The organism is Paenibacillus sp. H1-7, from assembly GCF_022354825.1.
In the GTDB taxonomy this organism is placed as follows: domain Bacteria; phylum Bacillota; class Bacilli; order Paenibacillales; family NBRC-103111; genus Paenibacillus_S.
Map to the genome: position 1 here is coordinate 2,893,468 of NZ_CP031168.1, position 16,259 is coordinate 2,909,726.

The 16,259-nt window shown below is 52.2% G+C and carries 16 protein-coding genes; 15 read left to right on the forward strand and 1 reads right to left on the reverse strand.

The features are described 5' to 3' along the window. Positions 1 to 39: 39 nt before the first annotated feature. The 5 genes from DVH26_RS12780 to DVH26_RS12800 all read left to right on the forward strand — a co-directional run bounded on the left by DVH26_RS12780 (position 40) and on the right by DVH26_RS12800 (position 6,986). On the forward strand, positions 40 to 1,680 hold the full coding sequence (locus DVH26_RS12780) for a response regulator transcription factor (RefSeq protein WP_239634066.1): 1,641 nt from the start codon (positions 40 to 42) through the stop codon (positions 1,678 to 1,680). Next, a complete protein-coding gene (locus DVH26_RS12785) occupies positions 1,677 to 3,536 on the forward strand; it encodes a sensor histidine kinase (protein WP_239634067.1) in 1,860 nt (619 codons plus the stop codon). Before DVH26_RS12780 ends, DVH26_RS12785 begins: the two co-directional genes overlap by 4 nt. Before the next feature lie 161 nt (positions 3,537 to 3,697). Continuing rightward, positions 3,698 to 4,186 carry a GNAT family N-acetyltransferase gene (locus DVH26_RS12790; protein ID WP_239634068.1) on the forward strand — a complete coding sequence of 163 codons (489 nt, stop codon included), beginning with the start codon at positions 3,698 to 3,700 and terminating at the stop codon, positions 4,184 to 4,186. A 17-nt stretch (positions 4,187 to 4,203) separates the two neighbouring features. Beyond that, positions 4,204 to 5,292 carry an LLM class flavin-dependent oxidoreductase gene (locus DVH26_RS12795; protein WP_239634069.1) on the forward strand — a complete coding sequence of 363 codons (1,089 nt, stop codon included), beginning with the start codon at positions 4,204 to 4,206 and terminating at the stop codon, positions 5,290 to 5,292. 356 nt (positions 5,293 to 5,648) lie between these two features. Continuing rightward, positions 5,649 to 6,986, forward strand: a complete 1,338-nt coding sequence (locus tag DVH26_RS12800; protein WP_239634070.1) for an ABC transporter substrate-binding protein — start codon at positions 5,649 to 5,651, stop codon at positions 6,984 to 6,986. 94 nt (positions 6,987 to 7,080) lie between these two features. On the opposite strand, the gene DVH26_RS12805 is transcribed toward DVH26_RS12800, so the two are convergent. Then, positions 7,081 to 7,596, reverse strand: a complete 516-nt coding sequence (locus DVH26_RS12805) for a C40 family peptidase (protein ID WP_239634071.1) — start codon at positions 7,594 to 7,596, stop codon at positions 7,081 to 7,083. A 483-nt stretch (positions 7,597 to 8,079) separates the two neighbouring features. On the opposite strand from DVH26_RS12805, the gene DVH26_RS12810 reads away from it, so the two are divergent. The 10 genes from DVH26_RS12810 to DVH26_RS12855 all read left to right on the forward strand — a co-directional run bounded on the left by DVH26_RS12810 (position 8,080) and on the right by DVH26_RS12855 (position 16,245). Further along, the gene (locus DVH26_RS12810) at positions 8,080 to 8,811 is read left to right on the forward strand and encodes a GntR family transcriptional regulator (RefSeq protein ID WP_239634072.1); all 732 of its coding nucleotides are present in this window, start codon (positions 8,080 to 8,082) and stop codon (positions 8,809 to 8,811) included. 29 nt (positions 8,812 to 8,840) lie between these two features. Continuing rightward, a complete protein-coding gene (gene phnD, locus DVH26_RS12815; protein WP_239634073.1) occupies positions 8,841 to 9,797 on the forward strand; it encodes a phosphate/phosphite/phosphonate ABC transporter substrate-binding protein in 957 nt (318 codons plus the stop codon). Between the two features lie 19 nt (positions 9,798 to 9,816). Beyond that, positions 9,817 to 10,464, forward strand: coding sequence for an ATP-binding cassette domain-containing protein (locus DVH26_RS12820; RefSeq protein WP_345774050.1), 648 nt, complete (start codon positions 9,817 to 9,819; stop codon positions 10,462 to 10,464). Positions 10,465 to 10,533: 69 nt separating this feature from the next. After that, positions 10,534 to 11,361 carry a phosphonate ABC transporter, permease protein PhnE gene (gene phnE, locus DVH26_RS12825; RefSeq protein WP_239634074.1) on the forward strand — a complete coding sequence of 276 codons (828 nt, stop codon included), beginning with the start codon at positions 10,534 to 10,536 and terminating at the stop codon, positions 11,359 to 11,361. After that, on the forward strand, positions 11,358 to 12,197 hold the full coding sequence (gene phnE / locus DVH26_RS12830) for a phosphonate ABC transporter, permease protein PhnE (RefSeq protein ID WP_239634075.1): 840 nt from the start codon (positions 11,358 to 11,360) through the stop codon (positions 12,195 to 12,197). Before phnE (DVH26_RS12825) ends, phnE (DVH26_RS12830) begins: the two co-directional genes overlap by 4 nt. A 1-nt stretch (position 12,198) precedes the next feature. After that, entirely contained in the window at positions 12,199 to 12,639 is a 441-nt protein-coding gene (gene phnG / locus DVH26_RS12835; protein WP_239634076.1) for a phosphonate C-P lyase system protein PhnG, read from the forward strand. Next, positions 12,626 to 13,294 carry a phosphonate C-P lyase system protein PhnH gene (gene phnH, locus DVH26_RS12840; protein WP_239634077.1) on the forward strand — a complete coding sequence of 223 codons (669 nt, stop codon included), beginning with the start codon at positions 12,626 to 12,628 and terminating at the stop codon, positions 13,292 to 13,294. Before phnG ends, phnH begins: the two co-directional genes overlap by 14 nt. Continuing rightward, positions 13,282 to 14,484 (forward strand): carbon-phosphorus lyase complex subunit PhnI, encoded by a 1,203-nt coding sequence (locus DVH26_RS12845; RefSeq protein ID WP_239634078.1) that lies wholly within the window; start codon positions 13,282 to 13,284, stop codon positions 14,482 to 14,484. Before phnH ends, DVH26_RS12845 begins: the two co-directional genes overlap by 13 nt. Beyond that, positions 14,453 to 15,334, forward strand: coding sequence for an alpha-D-ribose 1-methylphosphonate 5-phosphate C-P-lyase PhnJ (locus DVH26_RS12850; protein ID WP_239634079.1), 882 nt, complete (start codon positions 14,453 to 14,455; stop codon positions 15,332 to 15,334). Before DVH26_RS12845 ends, DVH26_RS12850 begins: the two co-directional genes overlap by 32 nt. Beyond that, the gene (locus DVH26_RS12855; protein WP_239634080.1) at positions 15,325 to 16,245 is read left to right on the forward strand and encodes an ATP-binding cassette domain-containing protein; all 921 of its coding nucleotides are present in this window, start codon (positions 15,325 to 15,327) and stop codon (positions 16,243 to 16,245) included. The genes DVH26_RS12850 and DVH26_RS12855 overlap by 10 nt, the downstream gene beginning before the upstream one ends. Positions 16,246 to 16,259: the final 14 nt, after the last annotated feature.

A 16,259-nucleotide genomic window follows, 5' to 3' on the forward strand; every position in this document is an offset into this window, starting at 1 on the left:
AGGATTAACATTGCATATTTGATGTCCGGGAGGCGGAAGATGATTAAGGTGCTGATTGTGGACGATTTTCAGATAGATCGGGATAACCTGGTGCAGATGCTGGAAAAAAGCCCGGCTTTCTCTCATGTGACCGTGACCGGCTCCTGTGGGAACGGGAAGGAAGCGCTGGAATGGTTGAAGCTGTGTGAGCCGGACCAGCCGGACATAATGATCACGGATATCGAGATGCCTCTCATGGACGGGTTCGAGCTGGTTCGATCGGTGCGGCAGCTGTATCCGCAAATCAAAATCATTTTTTCCAGTTTGTACAACGAATTCGAGTACGCCAAAAGCGCCCTGTACCTCGGTAGCTACGGCTATCTCTTGAAGCCGGTCGACGCCGGCGAGCTTCTGCTGTGCATCCGCTCCGTGACCGATAAAATCGACAGCGATCTGAAAGCGCGCAAAGACTACGAGCAGCTGTACGGGCAGCTGGTGGAGCAAAGACCTTATCTAATCGAGAATTTGATCACCGGCCTGATGTACGGAACGATAAGCGACGCGGACTTTGTCTCGGAGCAGCTGGAGCTGCTGGAGCTCGCACCGGAGCTGTCGGGCAGCCGGGTTGTCGCATCTCTGATCGAAATAGACGGCTTCGCTCAGCTGACACGTGAAATGAGCATCCAGGCGAAGCACCTGTTCCGGATGAAGGTGCTGAATCGGGTCCGTACCTTGCTTGGAACGGGGCGGCATTACACGGCGATATCCCTTAATGATGCGCATATCGGGGTCGTCTTTTTTATCTGCGGGGTAACCATGCCGGAGGAAGGGCAGCGGCAAGTGCATCGCTTGCTAAACGGCGTACTGCTGGATTTTGCCAAATCGGATATCAGTTTATCCATTACAGTTAGCGGTTACTCCAACGATCTGTTAAGCATCAAGTTTTTATATGAGCAGTGCCTCTATATATTGAGATACAAATATTTGCTCGGCGGCGGCAAGGTCATGCATACAAGCGATATCCCGATCAGCAGGGAGAAGCCAAGGTGGGATTATAACGCCATCGAGAAGGAACTGCAAATCCTGCTGAATACCGGATCGCCTGATGAGATGACGGCCTATGTGAATAACCTTGCCGCCCGCTTGACCGGAAACGGTTCTCCCAAGGAGCTTAGAGGCTTTTTTTACTTCCTGATGATTTGCCTGCAAAATGTCGTTCATGCCAATCCCGAAGCCTTCGCTGGCAGGCATTCGTTAACCTCTCCTGCCGCCTGGGAAGATTTGCTGGCGCTTGAGACTGTATCCGATGCGGTAGAGTGGATCAAGGATCGCCTGCTGCTCGCCAACCAATGTCTGCGGGATCGGGAAGGCCACAAGAATAGGGCTCTAGTCAGCAAAATCAAGATTTACGTCGAACAGCATTACCGCAGCAATGTGACGCTCGAGAGCTTGTCGGAATCGCTATATTACAGTCCCAATTATCTTAACCATATTTTCAAGCAAGAGACGGGACGAACGATTCTCGATTACGTTACCCGTTTCAAGATGGAGAAGGCCAAGGAAATGCTTGCGGATGACCGTTACAAGCTGTATGAAATCGCGGAGCAGCTGGGGTACCAGCATACGGCTTATTTCAGCAGCCTGTTTAAGAAATATATGGGCTTTACGCCCAAAGACTTCCGAAGGCAGCTGGAATTATGAAGGTTTGGTGGCGGACAACAACGACGGCGGTTCTAAGGCTTCATGAGAATACGAAGCTGAAATATAAGCTCATGTGGGCTTACTCGCTATTGTTCATGACAAGCATTGTATTCGTCGGTATGACGTCCTACTACCACTCCCGGGACTTCATGACGCAATCGGAGAAAAATGCGGCGGCTCAGAGCATGATTCAGCTGCACAATGCGATCGACAGCTTTCTGGAGATGTATTTCAACAAAAGCGAGATGGTGTTCTTCAATCTGCAGCTGCAGAAGCATTTATCCGCGCCACACAAGGAAATCGACGATCTGGTCTATACGCTTAAGGATATTAACGATACGGTCAATCAAATGATGAGCGACGTAAAGCGGCCGTATTTGAAGCATTCCAATTATTTGGGCGGCAATCTCCAACTGCTTTTGTATACAAAGAACCCGACGCTTTTCTCCGATGGACAGACGATATTCAAATACGATGAAATCAAGGATGCTCCGTGGAACCGGTGGATGCTCGATAACGACATGTATTTCGTATGGGAGAGCGGGGTCCGCTTCAGCAATCAGACGTATATTGCATTGAACCGGCGGTTGATCGACTTCGGCACGTCTACGGATCTTGGCGTCATGAGGCTGCTCATTCCGGTCGACCGTATTCAGAACATTATTGACCGGAGTCTCGGGCATTCCGATTACTTGCTCGTCTATTCAGATGAGGAGGGCAGGAGAATTACAAGCTACGGCCCCATACAATCCGGTTCCGCGTCGATTCAAAGGCTTGTAGAGAGACTGGTGCCGAATGCAGGAGTGTCGGAAGAAATGATGGATGGCACACGGTACCTGGCCGGCGTGATGAAATCGGATATGACGAACTGGAAGCTCCTGTATATGACCCGAATGGATAATATCACAAATAAGGTGAATCGTATTACGTATTCGATCATCGTATCCGTCGTCGTTTCCGTCGTCCTTTGTATTTTTGTCGCACTGCTTATTTCAACGTATATGACCCGAAGAATCGATGTTCTAGTCCGAAAAACCGATATGGCGAAGCAGGGAAACCTGATAATTTCGGACGTGATCAGGGGCAATGACGAAATCGGCAGGCTGGACCAAAATTTCAACGGCATGATGGAGCGTATACGGCATCTGATAGAGGTGGAATATAAGTCTCAGCTGGTGCTGAACCATACGAAGCTGGAGCTGCTTCAGGAGCAGATCAATCCGCATCTTCATTACAATACGCTGGCGATGATTGCAGCGCTTGCCCATCAATCGAACCAGACGGATATTTATGAGGTTGCCAACCATCTCATTGATTTTTATAGGACGATGCTGAATAAAGGAAAGCTGGTTATCGCGCTTGCGGATGAATTCGAAATGCTCCGGCACTATCTGGAGCTCAGCAAATTTGCATATTCACTTGAGCTGGATATCGTTATCGAAGTCGAGGAGGAGGTGCTAAGCTGCTATTCCGTCAAAATGCTGCTGCAGCCCTTGGTCGAAAATGCAATTTTTCACGGCATCAAGCCTTTAAGGCAGGGAACCGTAATCATCGGGGGCAGACCGGTGGAGGATGGCATCGAGCTTTATGTTTCCGATGACGGAGCGGGTATGCCGGAATATAAGCTTGAATACGTAAATTCGCTGCCATATGAAACGGGTGAGAGACACGGCTGCGGCTATGGATTGACCAATGTGTACCGGCGGCTTCAGCTGTTTTTCGGCGATTCGTTCCGCTTTGAATGCGAAAGTGCACAAGGGATGGGCACGACATTCATCGTTTTCATTCCGAGGTTCACCGAACAGGAAATACAGTCGTTTCTGGGGAAGAAATTGATGCATGATGAAGAATTGTAAGGGTAATGACATAGCCTCAATAGAATCTTTCGATGGCTAAATAGAAAAAGCTTCTTCTACATTGCTTCGCACTGCAGCCGATGATACATTAGGATCACGAATGAATAACCGACAAAACAAGTTTGAATTATCGGAATTAAAACTGGTTAGGAGGATTCGTCATGACCCATGTCATTACGGCTGCAGCCGAGAATGTCCGCAGTGAAGATGCGGAGCAATTAATCAAGGAGCTGAGTGCCGAGCTTGCGGCTCTCTATGAAGCCTCCGATGGAACGGCCGGATTCCATCCGTCCGATGTGGAAGTGCCGCGGTCGGCCTTCGTTATCGCCCGCCTCGACGGTCATCCCGTCGGCTGCGGTGCTTTGCGGCCGCTCGACGACAGCTCCGTTGAGGTCAAACGCGTGTATACGCGAGCAGGCTACCGCCGGCTTGGAGTCGCTCAGGCGATTATGGCCGAGATCGAGCGTCTGGCGGCCGAATTCGGGTACACCAGCATCAAGCTGCAGACTGGACCGAAGCAGCCGGAAGCGGCAGCGCTCTATGAGCGCGTCGGCTACTACCGTATCCCGAGATTTAAGGGAGAGTGGGAGTTGGTACTCGCGTTCCAGAAGGATTTGGCGCATGCTCCTGAGATCAGCGTGGGTAACTGAAGGGGGAGCGGACTGAAATGAAATTCGCCCTGTTCAGTCTCATGATGAATCTTCCCAATGCCATTACAGGCGAGTCCTGGACGCCAACGCAAAAGTTCGAAAATGTGCTCAAGCAAGCGATCCTAGCCGAAGAGCTGGGCTTCGATGCATACGGAGTCGGCGAACGGCACGGGGAGCCGTTTCTCTCCTCCTCTCCCGCCGTTGTTCTGACGGCGGTTGCAGCGAGAACGTCGAGGATTCGTCTGCTGACGACGGTGACCGTCCTAAGCGTCCTGGATCCGGTTCGGGTAGCGGAGGATTACGCCACGTTAGACCATCTCTCCGGCGGCAGGCTGGAGATGATTATCGGGAAAGGCAACGATCCCCGCCATTACCCGCTGTTCGGTATAACCGAGGAGGAGCAGTGGGAATCGCTGGCCGAGAGATATGCTCTGCTCAAACGGCTGTGGAGTGAGGAGCAGGTCACTTGGGAGGGGCGGTACCGATCGCCGCTGCACCAAGTAACGACGCAGCCGAGACCGCTCCAGCGTCCGATTCCGGTATGGCACGGCAGCGCATCCAGCACGCTCTCGACGGAGCTGGCTGCAAGACTTGGCGAGCCGATCTTTTCCTCCAACACGTTTCATCCCCAGGCGAAATATAAGGCTCTCATCGATCACTATCGGGAGCGTCTCGCCTACTATGGCCACGATCCCGGCAGGGCGGTCGTCGGTGCGGGGGCCGGCAGCCTGTATATCGCCGATACGTCCGAAGAGGCTATTAGGCGATATCGCCCCTACTACGACAGCTTCCGCGCCACCGCTTCGGCGCAGCATAACCGCTCCCCGTTCAAGGATCTTGAAGACAATATCGCGAACGGTCCGATCCTTGCAGGAAGCCCGGATTTTATTATCGAGAAGATATTGTCCTATCATGAGGCGTACGGCCATCAAGTGCTCAGCATTAGCGTGGACGGATTGACGGAAGCGGAGCAGCGTGAGCAGATCGAGCGGTTTGCCAAGGAGATTGCGCCGGTGCTGAGACGCGAAATTCCAAGCTCGGTTTGGGAGACGAAAGCGCAGCCTAAGCCGCATAATGAGACGGTAACGGTGCAGTCGCAGTCTTGAACGAATTTCTAAAAATGTTAAAAAATGAAAAGTAATGTAAGAAACGATTAATTATAATATAGCTTCAAGTACACTCAGTCTATCGCAGGATAGGCTGATTTTTTTTGCGTTTAAAGTTGGCTTCGATAGTTATCAACATATTTTGCTAATAACTTACAATAGTATAACAACATTTAATATTAACGTAACAACACATTTTTTAGATTCGTATTGCTATAATTACGTGGAAACGTTTCCTGAAACCGTTTCATTCCAACTTGAAAGAGGCGATAGGATCGGTACGGAAATAAAAGGGTACTTAGTCGCACGTCAGCTATTGTCCAATTCTATTTAGAAAAAGCACAGGAGGGGTAGAGGTGAAATTTCAAAAGCTGATTCCATTAGTTGCATTAAGCATGTTGTTTACTGCCTGTTCAGGAGGAAGTCAAGGAGCTGCGGATACCAAAACGGCGGAGTCCGGGGATGCTGTTCCGCAAAACAAAGAGCCGGTAGAGCTGGTCTTTGCTTCGGATGCAGGCAAAACGCCGGATGATTTCGAGAAGGAAATTGCCGAGCCTCTGCGCAAAAAGTTTCCTTGGCTGACCGTAAAATATATCGAGCGCGGACAAGGCACCAATATCGGAGATCTTGTGACGGCCGGAACGCCGCCGGATATTTACTGGTATGTGTACAATCGGTTCCCGAACCTGGTGCAAGGGCTGGGGCTTGATTATGACATGACCGAGTTGATTAAAAAATACAAATTCGATACAAACCGTTTGGAAGCGGCTTCAATGAAAGCGCTTGATCAGTATACCGGGGGCAAAGGCATCTACGGACTCCCGTTCATATCCAGTACAACGGTTATGTACTATAACAAAGACATCTTCGATAAATTCGGCATGGCTTATCCGAAAGACGGCATGACTTGGGATGAAGTTTACGAGCTGGCGAAAAAGATGACTCGGGAGCTCGATGGTGTCAAATATCGCGGATTGTCCACGTTCCACGGCTATTTACTGAGGGAAAATCCATACGGCCTAAGACCGCTTGATCCTGCAACCGGCAAAGCGAGCCTGAACACGGATGAGTGGAAGAAGCTGTATCAAAACCTGGCTCGTATCTATGCCATTCCGGGCAACAACAGACCTAACTCGAGAGCTACGAATCCTGAGCTGCAGGCGTTCGCCAAAGAGCAGACGATTGCGATGGCGGTCATCAACAACGACCTGAACCATGTCAAGCTTATCCCTGAAGGCATGAACTGGGATGTCGTTTCCATGCCTACGTTCCCGGATAAGCCGAATGTAGCGGATCAGCCGTCCCCATGGATGTACAGTATCATGAAGACAAGCCAGCATAAAGAAGCTGCGTTTGAAGTGTTGGCCTACATGCTGTCCGATGAGTTTCTTATGATGGAATCCAAACGGGGGGTACGGACTCCGTCAACCAACGATCAAATCAAGAAAGCCTTCGGTTCGGATTCGCCGTTTATGAACGGGAAGAATGTAGGCGCTTATTATTATCATAAATCGGCGGATACTCCGTCGTCCGGCGGAGATCCGAAGCTCATGGCATTGATTCCCGGCGGCGCCGATGCGGTTGTGAACAATAAGCTCCTCGATGTCATATTGGAAGGAAAAGATATTAACACGGCCTTGCGAGAAGGCGAAGAGGAAATCAATAAGCTGATTGAGAATTCCAAGAAACAATAGATCAATGATAGGATGAGCCCCCAACCGCATAGGTTGGGGGTTTTATGTACCTTACCTTATGATGCAAGGTACGGGGAGTGTGAAGCGAAGCGTCCTACTTAATAACCCGTCTTGCGACAACAAACCGGTCTTTGTAATAGCTTCCGCTATATATATTCGAAATGACCACATCGTTCTTCCCGTTGGCGTTATGAATCATTTTTCCATCACCAATGTAAATACCGACGTGACCGACATCGCTTTTATTTTTGGAGCTGCTGTTCCAAGTAAAGATCAAATCACCTTTTTGGAACTGCCCCCATGCCACTTTCTGGCCGACTTTGGCTTGATCGTCATCATCCCGGTTGACCAGATTGACATCGATGTTGGCAAGCTTGTAAACGAGATAGGTGAAACCGGAGCAATCCGTTTTATAAGGAGCATGCGCCTCTTGGCGTTGCTTCCAATTGACATATTGGACTTGGTTTTTCAACTTTAGCGCGGTTTGCACCACCTTGTCTCTTTTGGCGCTGACCGACATGGCTGCATCGGCTTGTTGAACATAGGCTGTAACAGGCAGGCTAAGGGCTAGTAGTGAAACGAAAAGTTTGGTTGTAATTCCCTTTCTCAAAATCTCACTCCTCCTCGTAGTTTCTACCCGTATTATATAGAGTCGGATAAAGGTGTTGGTATGCGCAAAAATTGGCAAGCGCTTGCATAATCATTCGCCGATGCGTGAAAAAATCCAGCTGCAATGCGGGTTTTCTGCCTGTCCATTCCATTTGCTTCACTTAAATGAATATTTTTTAATTTGAAAAGTCACCATATATATGGTAAGATGCCGTCCTTTTGCTAAAAAGGCATAAATAGGTCATGAATCAATCCACCATTCATACTACTTTCCGCCAGCCATCCGCCTGCCTTCGCAGGCTTTTTTGCGTTGATTTCATAAAAAATACGTAAGCGGTGCACCAAAGCTTTGTTAATAAATTACTGCCGTTTGTGAAAACCAATGTAAGCGTAAATCCAACTTCATACAATCTTAAAGCTTGTTTTACACTGCTCTGATGTCGACAAGTTACGGTTGTTTCAGAGTGATGGAGGTGAAGCGATTGTGAAGAGATACGCAGAACCGAAGGAGGAGATTACGCGTCATGTCATTGCCGACATTTTGCAGTCCGAAATTGACGGGGGAATGTACATGGTTGGAGAGAAGCTGCCATCGGAAGCCGAGCTGTGCCGCCGATTTCAAGAAAACCGTTATACGGTGAGACAAGCGCTCGATTTGCTAGTAACGACAGGAATTATTCGCGCGCATCAAGGCAAAGGACATTACGTTTGCGAGAAGCCGCTCGATATTTCGTACACGATTACTCCGGGAATGCGGTTTTCCGACGTGATCAGCCGTCTCGGCTGCCAGCCGGGGGCTCAAGTGCTGAAGCAGGATGTACTGATTCCGCCGCCTCAAGTGGCTCATCATTTGCTGCTGGTGGAAGGCGAGCAAGCCTATAGGCTTGAGATTCTTCGACTGGCCGATAACGTCCCTCTCAGCATCAATGTTACGTGGCTGCCGGAGAGGCATTTTCCAGATTTTTTCATGCACACCTCTTCATTTTACTCACTGTATGGATTGTTGGACGAGCATTACGGCATTCGGCTCCAGCGAATATGGTCCGCGTTTCAGGCCACGTTTCCGAATGCGCAGGAAGCCAAGTTTTTGAACATACCTCCCAATACCAATCTGCTCCACATCGAAAGCCTGATGCGTGATCAGCACGGCAGGCCAATCGAATTCACTTCAGCGAAGTATCGCGGTGATTTGTGCAAGGTTTCCATTTATTGTTAAAAAATACAAAATCGAAGGGAATGTTTCTTGTGAAATCATTCAAGGTAATGGCTGCATCTCTCCTCATCCTGGCTTTGGCCGGGTGCGGAACGACGAGCAAGCAAGCAGGCGGAAATGTAGAGCAAGGAAGCCAGGGAGGTCAATCCGTACAGGCGGCTTCGTCGTCCAATTGGCCGACCGTGCTTCGTTTGGGCGTACTGCCGGGCGAAGAAGAAGGGAAGCTGTCACGCGGGAACAAGCAGTTCGTTGAAGATTTGGGCAAGGAGCTTGGCATTAAGACGGAGCTGTATGTCGGAGAAGATTATACGGCGGTTGTAGAAGCGATGCGGACGAAAAAAATCGACATTGCCTCGTTCGGCCCGTTCTCCTATATTATTGCGGCTGAACGAAGCGGTGCGGTCGCCATGGCAGTCAAGGCGGTGAATGAGAAGGAAGCTACTTATCAAAGCTTGATTGTTGTACCGGCGGCATCCCCGGCGCAAAAAATCTCCGATTTGAAAGGCAAGACGTTCCTGTTCGCCGATCCCGCATCCACCTCGGGGCATTTGTTCCCGCGCGCAGCGATGATCAAGGAGCTTGGGATTACGAACGATAAGATTGAGTCGTTTTTCTCCAACGTTTCGTTCTCCGGAGGACACGATAAGTCGATTCTCGCCATTGCCAAAGGTACGGCGGACGGCGCCGGAGTATGCGACACCTGCATTAAACGGGTTGTCGATGCCGGTCTTGTTAAAGAATCCGATTACCGTGTCATCGGCAAATCCGATCCGATTCCGCAAAGCCCGATGGCTTACCGTAAAGACCTGCCGGCCGATCTGATCGAGAAGATCAAGCAATTCATGCTCAACTATCATAAGGACAACAAAAATCCGGCGTTTTTCAGCAACGGAACGCAGCAGTTTTTCCTGGTAGACGATAGCAAATACAATGTGGTGCGGGAAACGGCAAAAGCTCTCAACATGAGTCCCGAGCAGCTGCTGAAGTAAGGGAGGTATCAGATCAGCCATGGCATCCACGATTCTTGAGATCCAAAACTTGCGAAAGGTTTATTCGGACGGAACGGCGGCACTGCAGGGCATTGACTTTCAAGTACAGCGAGGCGAATTCATCGCGGTCATCGGACCGAGCGGAGCAGGCAAAAGCACGCTGCTGCGCTGCATCAACCGGCTCGTCGAGCCATCGGAAGGGACGGTTCGTTTTAACGGCATCGATACGACCAAAGCAAACGGCAGACAAATCCGGAAGCTGCGCCGGGAAGTAGGTATGGTATTTCAAGGCTTTAATTTGATCCAGCGGGTCACCGTCCTGCGCAATGTGCTGAACGGGAGACTTGGTTATATGAACAGCATGAGCGGGGCGCTTGGCTTGTACAGAAAGCAGGATGTGGAGGAAGCGAAGCACATTTTGCACCGGGTGGGGCTCCACGAGCAGATGTACAAGAGAGCCGCGGGTAGGCATCGCCCGGGCGCTGTCCCAGCAGCCGCTGCTCATCTTGGCCGACGAGCCGATCGCGAGCTTGGACCCGGTCACGTCCGAGACGATAATGGAGCATTTGCACAGCATTTGCCGCGAAGACGGGATCACTTGCCTGGTCAATCTGCATCAGGTCGAGGTTGCGAAAAAATATGCGACGCGAATTATCGGCATTCATAAAGGAAGCGTCGTATTCGACGGCCCGCCGGACGAGCTGACGGACGAAATGACGGAAAGGGTGTACCGCAAATGAGCAGAACGGACATGACCGCGAACCTCAAGCTCCCTGCCGAAAACCGATTGCTGGAGCTGCGCAGGCAAAAGCAGCGGCTGAACGCCTCGATTCTTCTTGTCATTGGCGCGATTACGGTCTGGTCGGCTGTAGAAACCGGGTTTTCGGTATCGGCTTTAGTTAGCGGCGCCGGCGAAATCTTCCGCTTTATCTTTATCGACTTTCTGCCTCCGGATTTTACCAAGTTCGGAAAGCTGATCGGACCGGCGCTGGATACGATCTATATCAGCTTCGTCGCGATGGTGGTCGGAGCCGTGCTGTCCATGGTTCTGGCGTTTTTGGCGGCGGCTACGACCAGTCCTCATCCTTATTTGCAGGTAGGCGTAAGAGCGTTTTGCTCCGTCATGCGGAACATTCCGACGTTAATCTGGGGCATTTTGTTCGTCGTCGCTTACGGTCTAGGAACGCTGGTAGGCACACTGGCTTTAATTGTTACTTCCATAGGTACTTTAACCCGGGCTTATGCGGAAATTTTGGAAGAGATCGATATGGGGCAGGTCGAAGCGCTTCGAGCGACGGGAGCCTCCTACATCCAGGTTCTCGCCCAGGGCGTGCTTCCTCAATTCATGCCGGGCTTTATCGGCTGGTCGCTTTACAAGCTGGAATTGAATGTGAGGGCATCCACATTGATCGGGATGGTAGGCGGAGGCGGCCTCGGGTTTGCTATCCAAAAAGGATTGAAGCTGTTCCAATTCAAGGAGGTTAGCCTCGCGATCCTGATGGTCATGGTGCTTGTGCTGATAACGGAATGGATTACAAGTAAGCTGAGGGAGAGGATCATATGAGCTCGGAATGGGTTTCAGCGGGTCGGCAGGCGGCTCAGCTGAACATTCGGGAAAGGCTGGAGGAGCCTAAGAAACCTAAGAAGGACCCGGTGCTGCAAACGGCATTAGTCTTCGGTCTATTGTTCTTCGGCTTTAGTCTGTACCAGCTGAATTTCAATTACGTCGTGTTATTTCAAGGAACGTGGAAGTTTGTCCAATCGTTCGCGCTCATGTTTCCTCCGAACGCTTCAGAGTGGAAGCATGTACTGGCTGCAGCACTGGAGACGCTGCAGATCGCTTTGGTCGGCACCGTGTTTGCCGTGCTGATTGCACTTGTCTTGTCCTTTTTTGCAGCTCGCAACCTGTCTCCGCGCACGGCTCCGGTCATCAATGCATTTGCTTCCTTTTTACGGGCTATCCCGACATTGGTCTGGGCGCTGATTTTTATCGTCGCGGTAGGCATGGGGCCTTTTCCGGGCATCTTGGCCATATGCACGCATGCGGCCGGCATGCTGATCAAAGTATTCGCCCAGTCGATTGAGGAAGTCGACGAGGGTGTCATCGAAGCGCTGCGAGCGTCGGGCGCGAGCTGGCTGCAGAATGTATGCCAGGGCGTGCTTCCTTGTGTAGCTACATCGCTCCTGGCATGGAGCGTGTTCCGCCTGGAGGTCGATATCGGCGAATCGTCCGTGCTTGGCGTCGTCGGCGCCGGCGGCATCGGGTTCGAAATCGCCAATGCGATGAGGGCGTATGAATTCGATTCGGCCTGCTTTGTGGCGATCGTTATTTTTGCCATGGTCTTTACCGTGGAACTGTGCAGCAACCGGTTCAAGACCCGCATTCGAAGGAGGAGTTAGCTTGCTGACACGAACGCAAATCACACGTATTTTAATCGAGGGAGACCGAAAGCTGCTGCAACAGCTATGCTGCCAAATCGAAGAGCGGCACGAGATTACCGTCGTGAAGCCGCCAGAGAAATCGCTCGTAATGAGCAAAGCGAGAGATTCGGTGTCTGGACAGCCGTTTTATTTGGGAGAAGTGCTTGTGACGGAATGCACGATTGCTTTGGGCGATGTCCACGGCTTCGGTCTGCTGATCGGAGAGGATGCCGAGCGGGCTTATGAGCTTGCCGTTGTCGATGCGGCGATGATGGCCACTCTGCCTGAAACCGAAGGCTGGTTCGAGCTGTTGAAGCAGGAGGAGCAGCGCATTGCAGAGAGGCGGGCACTCGAGAGCGCGCGAATTATGAAAACCCGCGTTCAATTCGATACGATGGAGGAATCTTATGGCAAACGATAATGCGGTACCGTTCGATCCGGTACATGATACGCAGGCCATCTACCGGGCGCTCTTGAACGCCGTTTCCCGTCCGGGAACCGTTGAAAGGCTGGAGGCGTCGATTGCCAGGCTGCAGCTGCCGTTAGGTATTTGTCCTGCCGCCGCCGGGATTGCTTCCGCTCTGCTGGACGGGGAGGTCCGGTTCGCCATGCTGATGGAGGATCAGGAGGCATTCACAGCCTATGTCCGCCGAATGCTGTTCAGCAAGGAAGCGGCTGCCGCCGAAGCGGACTATTTGTTCGCGGACGGCATCATGCCTGAAGCGGAGATTCGTGAGGTGATGGGCTCGGTGAAGCGCGGAACGCTGGTTGCGCCCGATGATAGTACTACGCTGTTCATCCGGGTGAACCGGATCGAGAGCGGGGACGAGCTGCAGCTGCAAGCATCCGGCGGTCAGGAGCAAAACGTTAGTCTGTTATTAAGCGGCCCGGGGATCCGTACGGAGCAGGCATGCATCATTCATGGCTTGTCTCGGGAATGGCTGATTGCCAGAGGCACGATCAATTCGGAATATCCGATGGGTGTAGATGTGTTCCTGTTCACGGAAACAGGAGACTGCATGGCGCTATCACGCACGACGAAAGTAAAGGAGGCTGAACCGGCATGGCGTATGTAGCGGTTACCGGAGGACAGGAGGCGATCTCGCAAGCGGATCGTTTGACGGAATATTACCGTCTGAAGGAGATCGATGCCATTCTGACCGTAGAGGCGGTGGAGAAGCAGCTCCGGCTCCTCGTTGACCGGATTATGAGCGAAGGCGGGCTGTACGCGCCGGAGCATGCCGCACTGGCTTTGAAGCAAGCGGAGGGAGACCCTTCGGAGGCGGCGTTTCTTATCCGGGCTTATCGTTCCACATTGCCCCGCAATCATTATTCGACTGTCATTGAGCCGGCGGATATGAGAGTCATCCGGCGTATCTCGTCTTCCTTCCGGGATCTGCCCGGAGGTCAAGTGTTGGGCCCAACCTACGATTACACGCATCGGATGTTGAAATTCTCGCTTCGCGGGGAAGACCGCGATGCGGTGCGCGATTTTGTCGAGCAGTATTTACAGGATGCTGCACCGCTACATTCTGAGTCTGAACTTGAGTCGGGGCAAGCCGATTCGGGGAGTGAATTAGCGGATACAGAGCAGGCGGAGCTAACTTTTGTAAAAGTGGCCGATCTGCTTCGGGAGCAAGGGCTGATGGCGAGAACGGAGAAGCAGGAAAGCGAGCCGTTCGATATGACAAGGGAGAAGCTGTCGTTCCCGGCTCCGCGGTCCGCTAGACTGCAAACGCTGGCGAGAGGCGAGACCGGAGCCATGACCGCACTGGCGTACAGCAGTATGCGTGGCTATGGTGCGGTTCATCCTACAATCGGCGAATTGCGGGTAGGCTTGGCGCCGGTCTACGTGCCATACCCAGGCAGCGAAGACGGAGAAGCGGCCGAGCCTGTCTATATCGGGGAAGTGATGCTGACCGAGGTGGAGTCAATCAATTCGTTTACGCAAAATAAGGCTTCCGGACGCATCGAATTTTTGCTCGGCTACGGGCTGTGCTTCGGACAAAACGAGCTGAAAGCCATTTCCATGTCCATCCTGGAACGGAGTCTCGATACGACGGGACCGGCGCCGGCGCAGGACGAAGAATTCGTGCTGCTGCATATCGACAGCGTGGAATCGAACGGCTTCGTATCCCATTTGAAGCTGCCGCACTACATTACATTCCAATCGTCGCTTGACCGTATTAGGGAAACCCAAGCACGCTCCGGCGACAAGAAGGAGGGGACTGCGCATGAGACCAAGCTTCAACCCGCCGGCCTATAATTTTGCCTTTCTGGATGAAGGATCCAAGCGGGAAATTCGCCGGAAGTCATTGAAGGCCGTTGCTATTCCCGGCTACCAGGTGCCGTTTGCTTCTCGGGAGCTGCCGATCGGCAGAGGATGGGGAACCGGCGGGCTCCAGCTTACACTTTCGTTGATCGGCAAAGAGGATGTGCTGAAGGTTATCGACCAAGGGAACGACGACAGCGTCAATGCGGTCAGCATCCGCCGCCTGGTGGAGGAAACGAGCGGCATCCGTACGACGGAGGATACAGCGGAAGCAAGCGTGATCCAGTCGCGTCACCGGGTTCCGGAAGAGCATCTCGAGGAACGGCAAATTCTCGTGCTTCAGGTGCCGCAGCCGGAACCGCTGCGCAAGGTGGAGCCGAGGGAAAGACAATCGCGCCGGAAGCATGCGGAGATGGATTACAGCGCAATGTGGCTGACGCTGTACGAAGGTATCGTCAAGTGGGGCGACATTACATTGGGCGCCGACTATCCGGTCATGGTGCACGAACGATACATTATGGCCCCGAGCCCGATTCCCCGCTGGGACAATAACAAGCTGCACCAGGCGGACCATCTGACGCTGTTCGGAGCAGGCAGGGAGAAGAAAATTTACGCCGTTCCGCCTTACACGAACGTGCTGCCGTTAGAGTTCGAGGATTACCGGTTCAAGGTCGAATCGTTCGAAGGCAAGGCGTGCCGACATTGCGGCAGCACCCATACGTTTCTCGACGAGGTTACGGCCGAGGACGGCGTATGCGCGTTGTACCAATGCTCGGATACGGCTTATTGCAGCAAACGCCAACAAAGCCGGTCCGGTGAAAAGGAGGTGCCGTCATGGCAATAGCTTCACATAAGGAGGAGCCTGTATCCGGATTGAAGGGGACAGAGCAAGCTTTTGCAGCATCCGCCCATCCGTCTCAGGAAACGCCGCTGCTTCAAGTATCCGGGCTAAGCAAAAGGTTCGGAGCCGGCTGCGACCATTGCGAGCAGCCGTCCGCGGATGAGGATGCCTCGGCGCGCTGCCCGGTTTGCGGAAGCATTTGGGCATGCCGATCGTTGGACTTTCATGTGTTCCCCGGCGAAATCCTGGGCGTTGTCGGTGAGAGCGGCTCCGGCAAGAGTACGATGGTGAAGTGCTTGTATTTTGATGAGGAAGTCACCGACGGTGACATGAGATTGTCCGTCTTCAAGGACGGCAGCTCCAATCTGTTTCAGGAATCCTCTCAGCAAAAGCGGTATGCCCGCAATCATCTGATGGGGATGGTGTATCAAAATCCGTATTTGGGGCTGCGGATGAATTTTTCCTCCAGCGGCAATATAGCCGAAAAGCTGTTCGCCGCAGGGCATTTCCATGTCGGAACGATCCGGGACAGAGCTGCCAATCTGCTGGACCGCGTAGAAATTCCGGTCAACCGGATGGATGAACCGCCTAAGCAATTTAGCGGCGGTATGCAGCAAAGGGTGCAAATTTCCAAAGCGCTGGCGAACCGTCCTCCGCTGCTGCTGCTAGACGAGGTGACGACGGGTCTCGATTTGTCCGTACAGGCCAAGGTAATTGATCTGATCCGGGATATTCAAAGAGAGCTTCATGTAGCGATGATGGTTGTATCCCACGATCTCGGCGTTATCCGCATGCTGGCCGACCGAACGATGGTCATGCGCAGCGGACGCATTGTCGAGGAAGGCTTGACGGATCAAATTTTGGAAGATCCCCGGCATCCGTACACTCAACTGCTCGTCCATTCGCTTCTGTAGGGAGGGAGTAACCT

Excerpts from the sequence above, each read along its gene's own strand:
- DVH26_RS12780 (WP_239634066.1), top strand. The coding sequence starts at position 40 with ATGATTAAGGTGCTGATTGTGGACGATTTTCAGATAGATCGGGATAAC.
- DVH26_RS12785 (WP_239634067.1), top strand. The coding sequence starts at position 1,677 with ATGAAGGTTTGGTGGCGGACAACAACGACGGCGGTTCTAAGGCTTCAT.
- phnH (WP_239634077.1), top strand. The coding sequence starts at position 12,626 with ATGGCAAACGATAATGCGGTACCGTTCGATCCGGTACATGATACGCAG.
- DVH26_RS12795 (WP_239634069.1), top strand. The coding sequence starts at position 4,204 with ATGAAATTCGCCCTGTTCAGTCTCATGATGAATCTTCCCAATGCCATT.
- phnE (WP_239634075.1), top strand. The coding sequence starts at position 11,358 with ATGAGCTCGGAATGGGTTTCAGCGGGTCGGCAGGCGGCTCAGCTGAAC.
- phnE (WP_239634074.1), top strand. The coding sequence starts at position 10,534 with ATGAGCAGAACGGACATGACCGCGAACCTCAAGCTCCCTGCCGAAAAC.
- DVH26_RS12790 (WP_239634068.1), top strand. The coding sequence starts at position 3,698 with ATGACCCATGTCATTACGGCTGCAGCCGAGAATGTCCGCAGTGAAGAT.
- DVH26_RS12845 (WP_239634078.1), top strand. The coding sequence starts at position 13,282 with ATGGCGTATGTAGCGGTTACCGGAGGACAGGAGGCGATCTCGCAAGCG.
- DVH26_RS12855 (WP_239634080.1), top strand. The coding sequence starts at position 15,325 with ATGGCAATAGCTTCACATAAGGAGGAGCCTGTATCCGGATTGAAGGGG.
- DVH26_RS12820 (WP_345774050.1), top strand. The coding sequence starts at position 9,817 with ATGGCATCCACGATTCTTGAGATCCAAAACTTGCGAAAGGTTTATTCG.
- DVH26_RS12850 (WP_239634079.1), top strand. The coding sequence starts at position 14,453 with ATGAGACCAAGCTTCAACCCGCCGGCCTATAATTTTGCCTTTCTGGAT.